This is a genomic window from Pseudonocardia sp. P1 (assembly GCF_000178675.2).
Taxonomy (GTDB): Bacteria; Actinomycetota; Actinomycetes; order Mycobacteriales; family Pseudonocardiaceae; genus Pseudonocardia.
Genome location: NZ_ADUJ02000001.1, coordinates 117,120 through 132,646 on the forward strand (window position 1 = coordinate 117,120; position 15,527 = coordinate 132,646).

The following is a 15,527-nucleotide window of genomic DNA, read 5'->3' on the forward strand; positions in this document are numbered from 1 at the left end:
GCCCGGAGGAGGCCGCCATGCCCCAGGACCCGTTCCGCGATGCGCTCGGCCCGCTCGAACCGCTGCTCGGCCGGCTGTTCGAGACCCTGGGCGACCTCGACGGCACCTCCGGCCAGGACACCGACCCCGACCGTCGCCCACCCGGGAGCCGGGGGACCCGCGGGCTCGACCGGTTCGGCCGCGATCTCACCGCGGACGCCGCCGCCGGGCGCCTGGACCCCGTCGTCGGGCGCGCCGCCGAGATCGACGCCGCGCTGGAGGTGCTGGGCCGCCGGGCGAAGAACAACCCGGTGCTGGTCGGCGAACCGGGCGTCGGGAAGACCGCGATCGCCGAGGGGATCGCCGCCCGGGTCGCGGCGGGCGAGGTCCCCGCGGTCCTGCGCGGCGTGCGGGTGGTCGCGCTCGACCTCGCCGGGATGGTGGCGGGCACGAAGTACCGCGGCGAGTTCGAGGAGCGGCTCACCGCGGTGATCGACGAGGTGGTCGCCGCGGACGGGCGGATCGTGGTGTTCGTCGACGAGCTGCACCTGGTCGTCGGAGCGGGCGGCGCCGCCGACGGGGGCGCGATGGACGCCGCGTCGATCCTCAAGCCCGCGCTCGCCCGCGGCGCGCTCCGGATGATCGGCGCGACCACCACCGAGGACTACCGCCGCCACATCGAACGGGACGCGGCGCTGGAGCGGCGCTTCGAACCGGTCCCGGTGCCCGAGCCGACCGAGCCGGAGACCGTCGCGATCCTGCACGGGCTGCGCGCCCGCTACGAGAGCCACCACGGCGTCCGGCTGACGGACGGCGCGCTCGACGCCGCGGTCGCGCTGTCCGCCCGCTACCTGCCGGACCGGTTCCTGCCGGACAAGGCGATCGACCTCGTCGACCGGGCCGCCGCCCGGGCCGGGATGCGCACCGCGGGCGGCGACGCCGCGGCCGGTGCCGCCGCGCGGCAGGCGGAGGAGCTGGGCCGGGCCCGGGAGGTGGCGGTCGACTCCGAGGACTTCGAGCGGGCCGCGATGCTCACCCGGGAGCTGGAACGGCTGCGTGCCGCGTCCCCGTCCGGCGGGCGCCCGGAGATCACCGCCGACGACGTCGCCGAGATCGTCTCCCGGCGCACCGGCATCCCGGTCGCCCGGCTCGGCACCGACGAGCGCGACCGGCTGCTCGCGCTGGAGGACCACCTGCACGCCCGCGTCGTCGGGCAGGACGACGCCGTGGAGGCCGTCGCCGACGCCGTCCGTGCCGGCCGGGCCGGGCTCGGCCACCCGGACCGGCCCGTCGGGTCGTTCCTGTTCCTCGGGCCCAGCGGGGTCGGGAAGACCGAGCTGGCCCGGGCACTCGCCGACGCGCTCTTCGACTCGCCCGACCGGATCGTGCGCCTCGACATGAGCGAGTACACCGACCGCGCGTCGGTGTCCCGGCTGATCGGCGCCCCGCCCGGCTACGTAGGGCACGACGACGGCGGCCGCCTCACCGAGGCCGTCCGCCGCACCCCGTACTGCGTCCTGCTGCTCGACGAGATCGAGAAGGCACACGTCGAGGTCACCTCGGCGCTGCTCGGTGTGCTCGACGCCGGCCGGCTGACCGACGCCCGCGGCCGCACGGTCGACTTCCGGCACACCATCGTGATCATGACGAGCAACCTGGGCTCGGAGCAGCTGCTCGCCGCCGCCACGGCCGGGACCCCGCTCGACGACGTCCGCGAGCCGCTGCTGGCGCTCGCCCGCGGCCACTTCCGGCCCGAGTTCCTCAACCGGATCGACGAGATCGTGCTGTTCGCCCCGCTCACCCCGGCCCAGCTGCACCGGATCGTGGAGATGATGCTGGCCGAGACGGGGGAGCGGCTGCGCGCCCAGGGCGTCACCCTCGACGCCGACGGCGCCGCGATCGACCTCCTCGCCCGCCGCGGGCACCGGCCCGAGCACGGCGCGCGGCCGCTGCGCCGCACCATCGGCCGCGAGGTGGAGCGACGGCTGTCCCGGCTGCTGCTGTCCGGGGACCTGCGGCCCGGCGGGACCGTCCGGCTCACCGCCGACGGCGACGAGCTGGACGTCGCGGTGACGCCCGGGTGAGGTGGGCGCTCAGCGCGCCATGCCATCCGCGGCGAGGTCGTCGGGGGCGGCGCCGAGCCGGGGGAGACCGAGGATCCGCCGCCGCACCGCGTCGCGGCCGCCGTCGGCGGGTGCGGTGCCGTCGACGAACTCGTGCAGCAGCGCGGCGAACCGCGACGGCTGCTCGGCGTGCGGGAAGTGCCCGGCGCCGGGGAAGACCTCCAGCCTGCTGCCGCTCAGCCGCTCGTGTGCGGCGAGGGTGTGCTCCAGCGGGATGACCTTGTCCCGGTCACCGCCGACCAGCAGCACCGGGACCTCGTCGAGCAGGTGCAGGCGCTGCGCGCCGTCGAGGCGCTGCCCGGACGGTTCGAGCGCGCCGCGGGCGGTGTGCACGAACGCACCGCGGGTGCCGCGGTCGGCGAAGGACTCCCAGGCCGCGTGCACGCCGTCGACGTCGGAGGCGGGGACGCTGCCCACCCGGTGCGCGATCCGGTGCACGGTGCGGCGCATCCAGCGCGGGGTCAGCGACGCCGCCGACCGCAGCACCAGCTCGGTGCCGGGCAGGCTGGCTGCGCGCAGCGCCAGGGCGAGGTCGTGGCCGAGGCCGCCGCTGGAGACCAGCACCACCCGCTCCACGTACTCGGGGAACTGGTGCGCGAACTGCATCGCCACGCCGCCGCCGAACGAGTGCCCGACGATCGTCACCCGCTCGATGCCGAGGGCCACGAGCAGGTCGCGCAGGCCGGTCGCGAACCCGCCGAGGGAGTAGTCGCCGCTGCGCGGGGCCTCGCTGGAACCGTGACCCAGCAGGTCCGGGGCGATCACGTGAAGGTGCTGCCCGAGCGGGGCGAGCACGGGGGCCCAGGTCGACGAGCTGCCCGCCAGGCCGTGCACGAGCAGGACGGCACGCCGGTGCTCCGCACCGGTCTCGCGGTAGCTGACCCGCTGGCCGTGCAGCAGGATCTCGCGCTCCGCAGGCGACTCACCCGTCATCCGACACCTCCACTCCCCGGCCCGGCCCGCCGCTCTTCCGGGCGGGGCCCCGGGGTCTCGACATCGACGTTACCGCTGGTACCGGGGCGGGGATCCGCCGGTGTGGCGGGGCACTCGTCCCCGGTCGACCGGCGTCGTACGCCCGGGTGAGGGCGGTCGCACACACCACCCGGCAGGCCCCCGTCGCACCCCGGGTGCCCGCCGGGGGACGGATCAGGCCGAGGCGGCGCGGCCCCGGTCCAGGGCGGCCGTGTACCAGGTGAGGAACCCCTCCACGGACGCCTCGACGACCGGGGAGAGCGGCCCCGGCCGGTACCCGCGCGACGCGATCCCGGCGTAGTTGTTCTCGCACAGCTCCCAGTCCTGCTCCGAGGTCGAGCGCCACACCGCGGTGAGCGCGTCCGTGTCGACGCCCGAGGCGTCGGCACGGACCAGGAAGCAGACCTCGACGTCGGTGGTGCCGGCGTCGACGGGGGAGAGCCGGGTCGTCACCGCGTAGTCGCAGTTGGCGTGCGCCCACAGGTCCGGCAGCCCCACGACGCGCAGGCTGCCCGCGTCCTCCGCGGTCAGCGTGCCGAGGAACGGGGCGACGGGGCGGCCGTCGAGGGACTCGGTGACGAACCCGTCGCGCAGCGGGAGCCGGGCGGTCCGGTACCAGGCGCCGCCGGGGAAGCTGACCTCGTCGCCGGGCAGCCCGCGTCGCGCCCACCGCGCCCGGGCGTCGGCGAGCGCGGCCTCGTAGCGCGGGCTCGACCGGACGTCGCCGTTCACGCCGTGGTCGAAGTTGGACAGCGTGAACTCGGGGTGGCTGCCGCGGCAGTGGTAGCACTCGCGGTTGTTCTCCACGAGCGTCTTCCAGTTGGCCGCGACCCGGTAGGACAGGCGTGCCTCGACGCGGGCGTCGGCGAGCCGGTGCGGGGCGAGCTGCGGCCCCAGCGCCGCGGCGAACCCCTCGATGTCCGGTGGGTCGGGGGCCAGGCAGAGGAACACCAGCCCCTCGATCTCGCGGACGGCGACGGGGGCGAGCCGGTAGTCGCCGACCGGGAAGCCGGTGCCCATCAGCCGGGCCGAGCGCAGCCGGCCGTCGGTGCCGTAGACCCACTGGTGGTACGGGCAGACGAAGGCGCGGACGCAGCCTCGGTCGGCGGTGGTGAGCCGCGACCCGCGGTGCGCGCAGACGTCGTGGTGGGCATGCAGCGCGCCGTCCTCGCCGCGGACGACGATCACCCGGTCCCGGCCGACGTCGCGGGTCACGTAGTCGCCGGGGCGGGCCAGCTCGCAGGTGTGGCCGGCGAACAGCCAGCCGGTGGTCCACACGTGGTCCAGGTCGGCGGCGAAGACGGCCGGGTCGGTGTAGGCGGCCTGCGGCAGCGACAGCCCGGGCCGGCGGGTCAGGAGTGCGGCGTCAGACATGGAACGTCCTGCCGTGGCCGGGCTCGGTCAGGGCGGGCCGGTCGAGCGCGAACCGGCCGACCGGGTGCCGGGTGCGGCCGGTGGTGGCCAGCTCGGCGAGGATCCGGCCGAGCAGCGAGGCGAACTTGAACGCGTGCCCGGCCCCGACCGCGACGCTCACCCGCGGCGAGCCGGGCACGGTGTCCAACACGAAGTCCTGGTCGGGCGGGATCGTGTACAGGCAGGTCTTCGTGTACAGCTCCGGCCCGAGCATCCCGGGGACGTGCTCGGCGAGGAACTCCTCCTGGCGCTTGCGGCGCAACGGGTCCGGCTCGTAGGTGCGGGTGTCGGCGGTGACCTCGGGGCCGCCCATGTGCTGGCCGAGCTTGGTGGCGACCTCGCCGTACACCGGGAAGCCGTAGTAGTTCTCCGCGCCGTGCCACATGAACACCGGGAACCGCTCCGGCGAGAACTCGAGGAGGTTCGGCGTCGCGTAGTAGGTCACCTGCTCCTGGGTGACGGTCAGCGGCAGTGCCGGGAGCAGGCCGTCGAGCACCTCGTTGGTGCGCGCGTCCGCGGTCACGACGACGTGCTCGGCGCGGTAGACCTCGTCGTCGGTGACGACCTCGACGTGCCCGCCCGCGTCGTGCACCGCCCGGACCGGGGTGTGCTCCCGGACCTGGGCGCCGTACCCGCGGGCCAGCGCGACGTGCGTGGCGTTCGCGCGGCGGGCGTCGACGATCCCGGAGCGGCGCTGGTACACGGCGCGCTCGGTGCCCGACAGCCGGAACTGCGGCCAGCGCGTGGTGAGCGCGTCGGCGTCGAGGACCTCCAGTTCGACGCCGTGCCGGGCGGCGACGTCGACGTAGCCGTCGATGTCGCGGCCCCCGGTGGCCAGTCCTCGGCGGGCCTCGACGTCCTCGATCACCAGCCCGCCGGTCCCGGTGACCAGGGTCTGGCCGGAGAGGCACTCGACCTGGTGCCAGGCGTCGTAGGCGGCGGGGGCGAGCGCGGCGTAGGCGTCCTGGTGCTGGGCGAGGCGGATGATCCGGCTGTGGTCCTGGCTCGCGCCGTGGTCGTGGCCGAGCGTGTGCCGCTCCAGGCCGAGGACCCGGGCATAGGGCGCGGCGGCGCGGGCGAGCCAGAACAGGGCGGCGGAGCCGAGGCCGCCGCAGCCGACGACGACGAACGGATGATCGGAGTTCACGCGGTGCTCCTGGGCCGGGGTGCGGGAGACACCGTCCACCGTGACCGGACGTGCCCGGCCGTGGGGCGGATCCGTGATCGCGGGCCGCGATGCTCCGATAAGGAAGACCTTATGATCGGTCGATGGACGTCGAGCTGCGTCAGTTGCGGATGTTCCTCACCGTCGCCTCGGAGCTGCACTTCAGCCGGGCGGCGGCCCGCCTGCACGTCAGCCAGCCGGCGCTGAGCCAGCAGGTCCGCACGCTGGAGAAGGCGCTCGGCACGCCGCTGTTCGACCGCACCAGCCGCGCCACCGAGCTCACCCCCGCCGGACGGGTGCTGCTGGAGGCCGCGCCGCGGGTCCTGTTCGAGGCCGAGCGGGCCCGGACCCGTGTGGTACAGGCCGCCGAGGGGGCGACCGGGCTGCTCGCCGTCGGGTCGGTGGGTACCGCGCTGGCCTCGATCGCGCCGCGGATCCTGCGGACGGTCCGTGCCCGGTTCCCGGACCTGCAGATGCAGGTGTCCCAGCACGACACCGCCGCGCAGATGGTCGCGCTGGCCGAGGAGCGCCTCGACGTCGGCCTGGTCCGCGCGGCCGCCCCGACGACCGCGGTCACCGTGGAGGAGCTGGTCGCCGAACCGCTGCTGGTGGTGCTTCCCGGCGACCATCCGCTGGCCGTCCACGACACCGTCGACGCCGCCGATCTGGCGGGGGAGTCGTTCGTGCTGTGGCCGCGCCCGCTGGGAGCCGAGTTCTTCGACATCATCACCGGCTACTGCCGCGACCACGGGTTCTCACCCACGATCGTCGCCGAGGGCGCCGACATCGAGACCCAGCTCAGCCTCGTCGCGGCCGGGATCGGGGTGTCGCTGCAGCCGTCGTACTACGCGAACCTGCGCCCGCCGGGGGTGGAGTTCCGGCCGCTGTCCGGTGCGGTGCCGACGGTGGCGCTGCAGGTGGCGTGGCGGCGCCGGGACCGCTCGGCGGCCGTCGGGCACTTCGTCGAGGCCGCCCGGGTGTGCGCGAGCGACGGCGCCGGCTGACCGCCGTCACCGGTCGATGGGCCGATCGGCGGTTGCCCACCGGCGTAGCGTCGGACGCACTCCTCCGACGTGCCCCCGGACCCCGGGCGTGCTCACCGATCCCTCCGGCGACGGCCGGGAGATCTCCCGCCGCGCATCCGCCGCCCCGGGATCCCACGATCGAGAGGCAGGGACTGTCATGGCACGACTCGTGAGGATGAGCCTCGACGACCCCGAGGAGGTCCGCCCGTTCGAGGGGGACTCGGGCCGGCTCGAGCTGGTCAACGTCGCCGCCGGCGGCGTCGGGCGCGCGACGTTCAACCCGGGCTGGCGCTGGTCGCAGCACGTCGCCCCGATCGCCGGGACCGACAGCTGCGAGGCGGCCCACATGGGCTACGTGATCTCCGGCCGGATCACGGTCCGGATGGACGACGGCGAGGAGGAGACCTACGGCCCGGGGGACTTCATGATCGCGCCGCCGGGGCACGACGCGTGGGTGCTCGGCGAGGAGCCCTGCGTCGTCATCGACTGGCAGGGGTTCGCCGACTACGCCAAGCAGTGACGCCCGCGGGGTGAGGTCCGGGCGGGTGGGTGTCACCCGCCCGGACCGGCGGGCGGCTCGCGCGTGGTGACCAGGGTGCACACCGCGGACGAGAGCAGCAGCAGACCGCCCGCGTGGAAGATCGCGCCGACGCCGGTGAGGCCGGCCAGCCCGCCCGCGGCGAGCGGCACGACGACCTGTCCGATGCGGTTGCCCGCCAGCCGCACGGACAGCGCCGCCGCGCGGTTGTGCGGGTCGGCGACGGTCGTCACCCAGGACATGGTGAGGGGCTGGCCCAGCCCCCAGAAGAAGCCGACGACGAGCATCATCAGGGTCAGCAGCACGACGTCGGCGGTGAGCGGGACGAGCGCCATCGGGACGCCCGAGGCGAGGGTGGCCGAGACCAGCAGGGCCCGCCGCGGGACGGTCCGCAGCAGCAGCGGCATCGCGGCCCGGGAGACCACCGACGCGACGCTGCGCACGGTGAGCAGCATCGTCACCGTGCCGACGCCCAGGCCCATCGACTGCCCCAGCAGCGGCAGGTAGGCCATGAGCAGGTCCATCCCGGTCAGGACGGTCAGGCTGGAGTAGACGGCCGGCTTCATGCCCCGGGTGCCGAGGATCGCCAGGGTGCTCTGCCGGGCGGCCGCGGCCTCGGCGCGGCTGACCCGGATGCGCTCGGCCGGGACGAACCAGAACGCCAGCGGCACGGCGAGCGCGGCGAGCCCGGCCATCACGAGCAGCGCCGGGGTGGTGGCGAGCTGCTCGCCGGTCGTCGTCCCGCCGTTGGTGAGGGTCGCGACGAACCCGGCGACGGGGAACCCGACCAGCTGCCCGGCCGAGACCCCCAGCGTCAGCTGCCCGAACCGGGCGTCGACCTTCTCCGGAGGGGACCACAGCGGGATCAGGCTCTGGCACGCGACCGTGTGCAGGATCTGGCCCAGCCCGAGGACCGCGCTGGCACCGATCAGGAACGCCGCCGACGGGCTCACCGCGGCCACGAGCACCGCGACGACGGTCAGCACCAGCCCGAGCCGGACGACGAGGACCCCGCGGCCGCGGTCGACCGCGCGCCCGATCTGCAGCGCGACGACGAGGGGGAGGAGCGCGAACGCGCCGGTGATCAGGCCGACGGTGACCGCGTCACCGCCGAGCGCGAGCGCCCGGTAGGAGATCAGCGTGCGGACGCCGGCGAGCACGGCGTGCGAGAGCAGCGTGGCGAGTACCAGGCACGGGAACCAGTGCGCGCGCAGCGAGCGGGGCCGGGGACGCTCCACCGGAGGTGGTCAGGAGGCCGCGGAGCCGGGGGCGTCCCCGCTCACCGGCCCGGTGGCACGCAGTTCCTCGCTGGTCTGGCGCAGCTCCCACGCGTGCATGACGTGGGCGTGCATCGCGGCCCGGGCGGCGGGCCCGTCCCGGCGGCCGAGGGCCTCCAGGATCGCGTCGTGGTCGTGGTCGAGCGCCCGGCTGAACTCGGTGACCCCCCACAGCGTCACCGAGGGCTTGAACCGGGCCCAGAGCAGCTGGATGCCCTCGATCATCACCGACGACGTGCTCTCGTAGATGGTGAAGTGGAGGTCCTTGTTGAGCAGCGACAGGGTCGCCGGCTCGGTGCCCTCGGCGGTGGCCCGGACCAGCCGGTCGTTCGCGGCGACGATCGCCGCGTAGCCCTCGTCGGTCATGCGCTCGGCCGCGACCTCGCAGGCCAGGCCCTCCAGCTCGGCGCGCATCCGGTAGAGGTCCTGCGCCATCTCCGGCGTGAAGTCGCGGACGGTGGCGCCGCGGTGGCTCGTGTACTCGATCGTGCCGTCGGCGGCGAGGATCCGCAGCGCCTCGCGGACCGGGGTGGGGCTGACGCCGTAGCGCTTCGCGATCGCGGTCTGCCGCAGCTGGTCGCCGGGGTTGATGACGCCCTGCTGGAGATCGGCCTTGAGCCGGTCGAGCACGTAGGCCGTGCGCGACTTCGGGGGCGCGTCCATCTCGCTCATCGGCTGCGGCGCTCCTGGTGTCGGTCGGCAGGCTTCGGCCCGGGTTCGGCCTGGTTTCGGCACGGCTCCGCAGGACGGACCGCGGCGCGGGGTGAACGTAGCACGTCGGTACTTTCCATGGTCAGTTGACTAGATTTTATAGAATCTATTGACCCGCGTTCCATGGTCGTGTTTGCCTCTTGTCCGCCGGCCGGGTGACCCCGATCACCGGCGGACAGGCCCGCCGACCAGCGCAGGAGGCAGCAGGGTGACCCGCACCGTGGTGAGCACACCCGTCCCCACGTCGACACCGTCGACACCGGGCCGGTGGGCCGGACTGACACCGGAGCACCGGGACCAGCTCCTGCACCTCCTCGTGGACGCGCTCGGCCTCGCCGCCGCCGGCGCCGCGAACGACGACGCCCGGCGGGTGCTCGACGGCCTCGCCGCCGTCTCCCCGGGCACCGTCGCGGTGCCGTGGACGGACCTGCGCCTCGCCGCGCCGCAGGCCGCGACCGCGCTGTCCACGCTGATCCACGCCTGGGACTTCGACGACACCCACGACGAGGCCGTCGTGCACACCGCCGCCGTCGTCGTCCCGGCGGCGCTGGCCGCGCTGGCGACCGCACCGGCGCCGGGAGAGCGGGTCCTGGACGGGCTCGCCACCGGCGTCCAGCTGCTGTCCCGGCTGGCCCGGCTCACCGGCCCGCGGCACGGGGTCATCCGGACGGCCGGCCTCGGGGCGCTCGCCGCCGCCGCCACGGCGGCGACGGTCTGGGGGCTCGACGAGGCCGCGACCGGCGACGCGATCGGGCTGTGCCTGGGGGCGGCGCTCGCGCCGTCGACCCGGCAGGCCGTTGTCGACGGGTCGGTCGCGAAGCGGCTCCAGCCCGGTCTCGCCGCCGCCCACGGGCTGACGGCGGCGTCGCTCGCCCGGGCCGGTGTCGCCGGACCGGCCGGCTGGCTCGGCGGGACGTTCGGCGTGCTGCCCGGCTCCGACCTGACGCTGTCCGGCCTGCTCGCCGGGCCCGCCGAGCTCGACGCGGTCGCCCTCAAGCCGTACCCGGCCTGCCGCTACACCCACGCCGCGCTGGCCGCGGCCGAGCAGCTGCACGCCCGCAGGCCCGGCGCGGACACGGTGCGCCGGATCGTCGCGCACCTGCCGGCCGGGTCCGCCTACGAGCTGGTGGCCCGGCCGTGGCAGGACCGCGGCACCCCGCTGGTCGACGTCCAGTTCTCCCTGCCGTGGCAGCTCGCCGCGCTCTGGGTGACCGGCCGCTACGACCTCGGCACGCTGCGCCGCGACCTCGGCCGCGCCGACGTGGCCGCCGCGGCCGCCCTGGTCGAGGTCCGCCAGGACCTCCCCGAGAGCGCCGTCATGTCCGGCGCCCGGGTCGAGCTGGAGACCACCGACGGCGTCCACGACGTCGCGGAGGCCGCCATGCCCGGCGCCGGCGCGGCCCGGCCCGGCCGCGACGCCGTCGACCGCAAGCTCCTCGGCTGCCTGGAGGTCGCCGCGGTGCCCGACGCCCGCGCCGCCGCCGACCGCCTGTGGCAGCTGGCCGCCGACCTCCCCGGCCTCGACGCGGCCGGAGCCGCCGCGGCCGTCACCGACCGGACCGGCCCGGCCTGATCCCGGCCCGCACCCCGCTGTTCAGCACCGACGTACGACGAGAGGGAACGACCACCATGGACTTCGGCCTCACCCCCGAGCAGACCACGCTCGTGGAGTCCGTCTCCAAGCTCGCCGAACGCGAGTTCGGCGCGCGGGCCTTCCAGCGCGACGGGTTCGCCTGGGACTCCCTCAAGGTCCTCGCCGACCACGACCTGACCGGGCTCACCCTGCCCGTCGAGGTCGGTGGGCAGGGCGCCTCGCTGCTCGACGCGGTGCTCGTGATGATGGCGATCACCAAGGTCTGCCCGCACAGCGCCGACGCGCTGCAGGCGAGCAACTTCGGCGCGATCCGCCAGGTCGCGAAGTTCGGCTCCGAGCACGTGCGCCGCGAGGTGCTGCCGCTGTTGCTGCGGGGCGAGGCGCTCGTGACCGCCGGGATGAGCGAGCCCGACGCCGGCAGCGCGCTGACCGACCTGCGCACGACCGCCCGCTACGAGGGCGATCACGTCGTGCTCGACGGCCAGAAGTGCTGGAACTCGCACGGCCCGGACGCGACGCACTCGGTCGTCTGGTGCCGGTTCGGCCCGTCGTCGCGCGACATCGGGGCGGTCCTCGTCCCGTTCGACGCCCCCGGTTTCACCCGGGGCAAGCGTGAGCTGCACATGAGCGGCGAGTCGCACTGCCAGCTGTTCTTCGACGGCTGCCGGGTGCCGAAGGAGTACGTCCTCGCCGACAGCGGCGCGCTGCGCAGCATGCTGTCGATCTTCGGCGTGGAGCGGATGGGCAACGCCTCGCGGGCGCTCGCGCTCGCCGAGACCGCCTACGAGCGCGCCGTCGAGCACGCGAAGGTCCGCAAGGCCTTCGGCAAGGACCTCTGCGAGTTCCAGGGCCTGCAGTGGAAGTTCGCCGACATGAGGGTGGAGCTCGACGCGGCCCGGATGCTGCTGCTGCGGGCGGTCGCCAACGCCGACGCCGGCGCACCGGACGCGACCGAGGCGGCGATCGCGAAGCTGCACGCCAACCGGACGGCCTTCCAGGTCGCCAACGAGGCGATGCAGGTCTTCGGGGCCTCGGGCTACAGCCAGGAGTACCCGCTGGAGTACATCGTCCGCCGCACCCGCGGCTGGATGATCGCCGGCGGCTCGGTCGAGATCCTCAAGAACACCATCGCCGGCTCCGTCTTCGGGCGCCGCTTCGACCAGCGGGCGGGGGCGGGCGCGTGAGCATCACCGGAACCGGCACCACCGCACCGCAGGCGCAGCGCGGGCTCGACGGCGCCACCGACGTCCTCGTCGACTGGGTCGTCGCCGCGGCCGCGGCGCCGCTGCCCGCCGAGGTCGAGCACCACGTGCGCCGCCTGCTCGTCGACTACGTCGCCGCCGTCGTCCCCGGCTCGGCGACCGACGTCGCGCGGGCGGTCGCGACCCACGTCGCCGGCACCTACGGGACGACCGGCCGCACCGCCACCGCGATCGGCCTCGGGCCGGTCTCGGCGCCCGGTGCCGCGTTCCTCAACGGCACGAGCGCCCACAGCCTCGAGGTCGACGACGGCTACACCCCCGGCAGCGTGCACCCGAGCAGCGTCTGTTTCCCGGCCGTGCTCGCCGCGGCGGAGGCCCGGGGCAGCGACACCACCACGACGATGCGGGCGCTCGCCGTCGCCCTGGAGGCGGTGTCCCGGCTCGCCGCCGCGGGGCACCCCGCGACGTGGCGCAACCACTTCCACAACACCCCGCTCGCCGGCGTCGTCGGCGCCACCTGCGGGGTCGCCGTCCTGCACGGCCTCGACGCCGACCGGCTGCACGACGCACTCGGTGTCGCGGCCTCGCACGCCGGCGGGCTGTTCGCGTTCCTCGGCAAGAACGCCGAGGTCAAGCGGGTGCACCCGGGCAAGGCCGCGCGCGACGCGATCGTCAGCGTCGAGCTCGCCGAGGCCGGTGTGACCGGGCCGCGCCCGATCCTGGAGACCCGGCACGGCTACGTCGAGGCGTTCGCCGACGGCGGCTTCGACGCCGGCACCCTGCTCGACGGGCTGGGGGAGCGGTGGGTCGTGCTCGACTCCTACGTGAAGCCCTACCCGTCCTGCCGGCACCTGCACGGCCCGATCGACGCCGTGCTGGCGCTGCGCGCGGAGCACGGGGTGACCGTCGCCGACGTCGCGCGGGTCGACGTCGCGACCTACACCGTCGCCTCGCACCACGCGAGCACCGAGGTGGACTCGCTGCTCGACGCCCAGATGAGCATCCCGTTCGCGGTGGCCACCGCCCTCGTCCACGACGAGGTGGGCCTCACCGAGTTCGGTCCCGGCGCCCGCCGCGACCCGGCACTGCTCGATCTCGTCGGCCGGGTGCACGTCCGCGCCGACGAGCAGGCCGACGCGGACTACCCGGTGCTGCGCACCGCCGTGGTGACGCTGACCCTGCACGACGGGCGGGAGCTCACCGAGCGGGTCCCGACGCCCTACGGCGAGCCGGGCAACCCGGTCAGCGACGACGAGATGACCGCGAAGCTGGTCCGCCTCGCCGCGCCGGTGCTCGGCCGCGACGCCGCCACCGGGCTCGCCGCCGAGCTGTGGACCTTCGCCTCGCTCGACGTCGTCGCCCGCACCGACGCCCTCTGCCGGGGTGCGGCATGACGCAGCTGACCGACCGTCCGGCCGGTGCCGCCGGGCCCGCACGGTCCGACGTGGGCCGGGCGCTGCTCGCACCCCGCTCCGTCGCGATCGTCGGCGCCTCCGACGACGCGCGGAAGACGACCGCGCGCCCACTGCGGTTCCTGCGCGAGGCCGGCTTCACCGGCGGCGTCTACCCGGTCAACCCGCGCCGCGAGACGGTGCTGGGGGAGCGGGCCTGGCCCGACATCGCCTCGCTCCCGGAGGTCCCCGACCACGTCTTCGTCCTCACCGACACCGCGCGCGTCGTCGACACGGTCCGCGAGTGCGGCGAGGCCGGGGTGCCGCTGGTGACGGTGCTGTCCGGTGGTTTCGGCGAGGGCGGGCCCGAGGGCCGGGAACGGCTCGACGCGCTGCTCGACGTCGCCCACCGGTACGGCGTCCGCGTCGTCGGCCCGAACAGCATCGGCGTGGTCAATCCGCGCAACGGCATGCTGCTCACCGCGAACGCCGCGTTCGCCGAACCCGACCTGCCCGTCGGGCCGTCGTTCGTCGCGTCCCAGTCGGGCAGCGTCATCGGCGCGCTGATGACCCGGGCGAAGGCCCGCGGCCTGGGTTTCGCCGGGTTCGTCTCCACCGGCTCCGAGGTCGACCTGACCCTCGGCGAGATCTGTGAGGCCACCCTCGACGACCCCGAGATCGGCTCGTACACGCTGTTCGTGGAGTCGATGGAGAACGCGGGCCCGCTGGCCCGGTTCGCCGCGGCCGCCGCCGAGCGCGGCCGGCCGGTCACCGTCTACAAGCTGGGCCGCAGCGACGCGGCCGCGGCCTTGTCGGTGTCGCACACCGGGGCGCTCGCCGGCGAGGACGACGAGGCCGACGCCTTCTTCCGCGCCTGCGGGTTCGCCCGGGTCGACAACTTCGAGGCGCTCATCGAGGCCGAGGCCCTGCAGCGGCGGATCGGCCCGCCCGGGCCGGTCCGTGCCGACCGGATCGGGGTGATCACCTCCACCGGGGGCGGCGCCGCGATCGTCGTCGACCAGCTGGAGACCCGCGGCGTCACCGTGGCCCGGCCGAGCCCCGCGGTGTTCCGCGGGCTCGCCGCGCTCGGCCTCGACGTGGCCGAGAACCTCATCGTCGACCTCACACTCGCCGGCACCCGGCACGACCTCGTGCTCGGCGCGCTGGACGTGCTCCGCTCCAGCGGGGAGTTCGATCTCGTCCTGTTCGTCGTCGGCTCCTCGGCGCGGCTCAACCCCGAGCTCGCGGTGTCCGCGATCGCCGAGGCGGCCGCCGGCGGCGAGGTGCCGCTGGCCGCCTGGGCGCTGCCGGACGCGCTCGATTCGCTCCGCATGCTGAACGACGCCGGCGTCCCCGCCTTCCGCACCGCGGAGGCCTGCGCGGAGGCGGTCGCCGCGACCATGGCCCGGCGCCCGGTCGATCCCGCCGTGCTCGGCACCCGGGACACCGGCGCCGCCGAGGCCCCGGCCCGCACGCTCGACGAGAGCGACTCGGCCGGCGTCCTGGCCGGGCTCGGGGTGTCGTTCCCCGCCGCCACGACGTGCGACGCCGCGGGCGCGCCCGCCGCGGAGCCCGCCTGGCCGGTGGTGGTCAAGGCGCTGTCGGACCGGCTGCCGCACAAGTCCGACGCCGGTGCGGTCGTCCTCGGCGTGACCGGGCCCGACGAGCTCGCCGGCGCCGTCCGGACGATCACCGCGAACGTCGCCGCGCACGACCCCACGATCGAGCTCGGCGGGTTCCTGGTGCAGGAGATGGTCGGTGACGCGGTGGTGGAGGCGCTCGTCGGCTACCGGGTGAGCCCGTCGGTGGGGCCGCTGGTGATGCTCGCCGCCGGCGGCGTGCACGCCGAGCTCTACGACGACTCGACGCTGCGCCTCGCCCCCGTCACCGCCGAGGTGGCCCGGGAGATGGTCGGCGAGGTGACGGCCATGCGCATCGCGCGCGGGTTCCGCGGCGGACCGGCCGGGGACATCGACGCGCTCGTCGACACCGTCGTCGCGGTGTCCCGGCTCGCCGTGACCCGGCCCGACGTGGTGGAGGCGGAGGTCAACCCGGTCGCCGTCCGGCCACGCGGGAAGGGAGCCGTCGCCCTCGACGCACTGGTCCGCGAGGCGGACCGGTCATGATCCGTCCGCCC

Annotated in this window: 12 protein-coding genes; 7 read left to right on the forward strand and 5 right to left on the reverse strand. The window is 75.3% G+C overall.

Annotation, left to right across the window (positions count from 1 at the left end; translation table 11 throughout):
- The first annotated feature begins 17 nt into the window (after positions 1 to 17).
- The gene (locus tag PP1_RS00565; protein ID WP_075314315.1) at positions 18 to 2,063 is read left to right on the forward strand and encodes an ATP-dependent Clp protease ATP-binding subunit; all 2,046 of its coding nucleotides are present in this window, start codon (positions 18 to 20) and stop codon (positions 2,061 to 2,063) included.
- 9 nt (positions 2,064 to 2,072) lie between these two features.
- Here PP1_RS00565 and PP1_RS00570 read toward each other — a convergent pair whose 3' ends face one another.
- From PP1_RS00570 to solA, 3 genes are all read right to left on the reverse strand, one after another.
- Positions 2,073 to 3,035, reverse strand: coding sequence for an alpha/beta fold hydrolase (locus tag PP1_RS00570; protein ID WP_075314313.1), 963 nt, complete (start codon positions 3,033 to 3,035; stop codon positions 2,073 to 2,075).
- Between the two features lie 213 nt (positions 3,036 to 3,248).
- Positions 3,249 to 4,448 carry an aromatic ring-hydroxylating oxygenase subunit alpha gene (locus PP1_RS00575; RefSeq protein ID WP_010242460.1) on the reverse strand — a complete coding sequence of 400 codons (1,200 nt, stop codon included), beginning with the start codon at positions 4,446 to 4,448 and terminating at the stop codon, positions 3,249 to 3,251.
- A complete protein-coding gene (solA, locus tag PP1_RS00580; protein ID WP_139323890.1) occupies positions 4,441 to 5,634 on the reverse strand; it encodes an N-methyl-L-tryptophan oxidase in 1,194 nt (397 codons plus the stop codon). Before solA ends, PP1_RS00575 begins: the two co-directional genes overlap by 8 nt.
- A 122-nt stretch (positions 5,635 to 5,756) precedes the next feature.
- Here solA and PP1_RS00585 point away from each other — a divergent pair, with 122 nt between their 5' ends.
- Both PP1_RS00585 and PP1_RS00590 read left to right on the forward strand, forming a co-directional pair.
- Complete coding sequence (locus PP1_RS00585; protein WP_010242456.1) at positions 5,757 to 6,656, forward strand: LysR substrate-binding domain-containing protein; 900 nt, start codon at positions 5,757 to 5,759, stop codon at positions 6,654 to 6,656.
- Between the two features lie 178 nt (positions 6,657 to 6,834).
- Entirely contained in the window at positions 6,835 to 7,197 is a 363-nt protein-coding gene (locus PP1_RS00590; protein WP_029240046.1) for a cupin domain-containing protein, read from the forward strand.
- Positions 7,198 to 7,229: 32 nt separating this feature from the next.
- Here the strand turns inward: PP1_RS00590 and PP1_RS00595 are convergent, their stop codons facing one another.
- The gene (locus PP1_RS00595; protein WP_010242452.1) at positions 7,230 to 8,453 is read right to left on the reverse strand and encodes an MFS transporter; all 1,224 of its coding nucleotides are present in this window, start codon (positions 8,451 to 8,453) and stop codon (positions 7,230 to 7,232) included.
- A gap of 9 nt (positions 8,454 to 8,462) precedes the next feature.
- Positions 8,463 to 9,164: a GntR family transcriptional regulator gene (locus tag PP1_RS00600; protein WP_010242450.1), complete on the reverse strand. Its 702-nt coding sequence runs from the start codon at positions 9,162 to 9,164 to the stop codon at positions 8,463 to 8,465.
- Positions 9,165 to 9,411: 247 nt separating this feature from the next.
- On the opposite strand from PP1_RS00600, the gene PP1_RS00605 reads away from it, so the two are divergent.
- From PP1_RS00605 to PP1_RS00620, 4 genes are read left to right on the forward strand one after another with little or no spacing between them, the layout of a single operon-like run.
- Positions 9,412 to 10,776: an MmgE/PrpD family protein gene (locus tag PP1_RS00605; protein WP_060575825.1), complete on the forward strand. Its 1,365-nt coding sequence runs from the start codon at positions 9,412 to 9,414 to the stop codon at positions 10,774 to 10,776.
- Between the two features lie 56 nt (positions 10,777 to 10,832).
- Positions 10,833 to 11,981 (forward strand): acyl-CoA dehydrogenase family protein, encoded by a 1,149-nt coding sequence (locus tag PP1_RS00610; RefSeq protein ID WP_010225723.1) that lies wholly within the window; start codon positions 10,833 to 10,835, stop codon positions 11,979 to 11,981.
- A complete protein-coding gene (locus PP1_RS00615) occupies positions 11,978 to 13,393 on the forward strand; it encodes an MmgE/PrpD family protein (RefSeq protein ID WP_010225721.1) in 1,416 nt (471 codons plus the stop codon). The genes PP1_RS00610 and PP1_RS00615 overlap by 4 nt, the downstream gene beginning before the upstream one ends.
- Complete coding sequence (locus PP1_RS00620; RefSeq protein ID WP_010225719.1) at positions 13,390 to 15,516, forward strand: acetate--CoA ligase family protein; 2,127 nt, start codon at positions 13,390 to 13,392, stop codon at positions 15,514 to 15,516. The genes PP1_RS00615 and PP1_RS00620 overlap by 4 nt, the downstream gene beginning before the upstream one ends.
- The last annotated feature ends 11 nt before the right edge of the window (positions 15,517 to 15,527 follow it).

Coding starts and splice junctions, on each gene's coding strand:
- PP1_RS00565 (WP_075314315.1), top strand. CDS start 18: ATGCCCCAGGACCCGTTCCGCGATGCGCTCGGCCCGCTCGAACCGCTG.
- PP1_RS00570 (WP_075314313.1), bottom strand. CDS start 3,035: ATGACGGGTGAGTCGCCTGCGGAGCGCGAGATCCTGCTGCACGGCCAG.
- PP1_RS00575 (WP_010242460.1), bottom strand. CDS start 4,448: ATGTCTGACGCCGCACTCCTGACCCGCCGGCCCGGGCTGTCGCTGCCG.
- PP1_RS00585 (WP_010242456.1), top strand. CDS start 5,757: ATGGACGTCGAGCTGCGTCAGTTGCGGATGTTCCTCACCGTCGCCTCG.
- PP1_RS00590 (WP_029240046.1), top strand. CDS start 6,835: ATGGCACGACTCGTGAGGATGAGCCTCGACGACCCCGAGGAGGTCCGC.
- PP1_RS00600 (WP_010242450.1), bottom strand. CDS start 9,164: ATGAGCGAGATGGACGCGCCCCCGAAGTCGCGCACGGCCTACGTGCTC.
- PP1_RS00610 (WP_010225723.1), top strand. CDS start 10,833: ATGGACTTCGGCCTCACCCCCGAGCAGACCACGCTCGTGGAGTCCGTC.
- PP1_RS00620 (WP_010225719.1), top strand. CDS start 13,390: ATGACGCAGCTGACCGACCGTCCGGCCGGTGCCGCCGGGCCCGCACGG.